Below are 2,399 nucleotides of genomic sequence, written 5' to 3'. Positions count from 1 at the left end.
CCGGCCCGCCGGGGACGGGTCTTCCCGTCCCCGGCCGGTTTGCCAAGAGGGGAACCCCATGTCAGAAGCCACCGAGGCCGGGCAGTCCGGGACCGCGTCCGTCCAGCGCCCCGGAACCGATCCCGCGGGTTCCGCGGGCGGCGCCGATCCCACCGACGAGCACGCGGTACCGGTAAGGGCCGAGGGCATTTCGCTGTGCGGGCGGTACGAAGGTGCCGGTTACGCCGAACCGCGCTACCTGCTCTCCCGCGCCGACGGCCAGATGGTCCTGGTGTCCGAACTCCTGTACCGGGTGACCGAGCAGATCGACGGGCACCGGACGCTGCGCCAGATCGCCGATCGGATCACCGCCGAATGCGGCAAGCAGGTGTCCGTTCCCGGCGTCGAGTACCTGATCAACGACAAGTTGCACGAACTCGGCGTGGCCACCCTGGCCGAGCCGGTGGCGAAAGCACCGCGGGCCGACCCGCTGATCGCGCTCGCGATGCGCGGCGTGCTGCTGCCCGCGCGGTTCGTGCGTCCGCTGGCCGCCGTGCTGGCGCCGCTGTTCCAGCCCGCGCTGGTGGTGGCGGTGCTGTGCGCGCTGGTGGTCGTCGACGTCGCGCTGGTGAGTTCGGGCGCGCTGGATCCGGCGTTCCACCGCGCGGTCGGCGATCCGGCTCAGGTGCTGACGGTGATGGCGCTGGTGATCGGTTCCACGTTCTTCCACGAGACCGGGCACGCCGCCGCCTGCCGCTACGGGGGAGCGCGGCCGGGCTCCATCGGCGTCGGGATCCTGCTGGTGATCCCGGCCTTCTACACCAATGTCACGGACGCCTACCGGCTGGACCGAGCGGGCAGGCTGCGCACCGACCTCGGTGGGCTGTACTTCAACGCGATCTTCATCCTGGGCGCCGCGGGGCTCTTCTGGGCCACGCACTTCCCGCCGCTGATGGTGTTCATCGTGCTCAGCCACATACAGATGCTCCAGCAGCTGCTGCCGCTGATCCGGCTGGACGGGTACTACATCCTCGGCGACCTGGTCGGCGTGCCGAACCTGTTCGCGCACGTGCGGCCGTTCCTGCAGCGGCTCGCGGGCAAGCACCGGCTGGCCGGACAGCCCGCCGGCGGGGCACTGCGTCCGCGGGTGCGCATGATCGTGACGGCCTGGGTGATGGTGGTCGTACCGGTGCTGGGCCTGGCCATGGTGTCGCTGCTGGTACGGGTGCCGCGCTACCTGGAGACCGCGTTGACGCGGGGGCGGAGCTTCTGGGACGCGGGAGTCGCCGGTCTCGGACAGGGCCAGACGCTGGCCGGAGTGCTGGCGATCGTCTCGCTGGTGGTGGTGCTGCTGCCGTGGCTCGGCGCGACGGCGTTCCTGCTCCGCACCGGCCGCAAGGTGTTCCTCTGGCACCGCCGCAAGCACCCCAGGCACCAGCCGCGGCATCGTGCGCAACTCGCGCATCGTGGCGCGGCCAAAACGCCCTGACCTGCACAGACATCACGCTGGGTAGTGGTGTAACGGCTTGCCGTCGCGTCCCCGACGGCACCGGTGACGGGTCCCGCCCGCGGGCGCGGCCGGTCTTGCTCGGCAGAAGGGGGAGTCATGAACGAGGGACCTGTGCGTCCGATCCCGCAGCCCTTGCGACTGGATCTGCTCGGCGGATGGTCGCTGCACCGGGACGGTGCCGGGGTGGCGATGTCCAGCAGCGGGCAGCGGCTGCTGGCGTTGCTGGCGCTGCGGGGGCGGACTCAGCGGGACTTCGTCGCGGGGGTGCTGTGGCCGGACAACGACGACCAGAGCGCGCTGGCGAACCTGCGCACCACGCTGTGGCGAGTGCGCAGGCGGGTGCAGGGGGCCATCGAAGGCAGCGGTGCGGAGATCGAGCTCGGCCCGCAGGTGGTGGTGGACGTGCACGAACTGATCACCACGGGGGAGCGGTTGTTGCAGCAGGACGCCGCGGAGCCGATCTCGGACTGGGCCGGGATCGGGCACGCCCTCGCGCGGCACGACCCGCTGCTGCCGGGCTGGTACGAGGACTGGGTGCTGGCCGAGCGGGAGCGGTTGCAGCAGGTCCAGGTGCATGCGCTGGAGATCGCCGCGGAACGGCTCGTGCAGTCCCGCCAGCTGGCGACCGCACTGGAAGTGGCGCAGGCCGCCACGGTCGTCGAGCCGTTCCGGGAGACCGCGCACTGCGCGGTGGTGCGGGTGCTGCTCAAGCAGTCCAATCCCGCGCAGGCGCTGCGCCACTACCGCCGCTACGCGCAATTGCTGGATCGGGAGCTGGGCATCGAACCGTCGCCGGACCTGCGCGAACTGGTGCGGCCGGTGCTCGGGGACCACGTGCGCGCCTGACCCGGGTGCCGCAGGGCACCCGTGGACGACGGGCTCCCCTGGGGATGGGGCCTGCCGTCCGCTG

General features: G+C 71.7%; 2 protein-coding genes. Both read left to right on the top strand.

The features are described 5' to 3' along the window. Positions 1-58 precede the first annotated feature (58 nt). The gene (locus tag IJH84_RS08830; RefSeq protein WP_295142543.1) at positions 59-1,468 is read left to right on the top strand and encodes a hypothetical protein; all 1,410 of its coding nucleotides are present in this window, start codon (positions 59-61) and stop codon (positions 1,466-1,468) included. A 117-nt stretch (positions 1,469-1,585) separates the two neighbouring features. Beyond that, positions 1,586-2,335: a BTAD domain-containing putative transcriptional regulator gene (locus tag IJH84_RS08825; RefSeq protein ID WP_200068006.1), complete on the top strand. Its 750-nt coding sequence runs from the start codon at positions 1,586-1,588 to the stop codon at positions 2,333-2,335. Positions 2,336-2,399: the final 64 nt, after the last annotated feature.

This window comes from Saccharopolyspora sp., assembly GCF_017434145.1.
GTDB lineage: Bacteria > Actinomycetota > Actinomycetes > Mycobacteriales > Pseudonocardiaceae > Saccharopolyspora_C > Saccharopolyspora_C galaxeae.
Note: the sequence above shows the minus strand (reverse complement) of the source record. Positions and strands in the feature narration are given on the sequence as shown.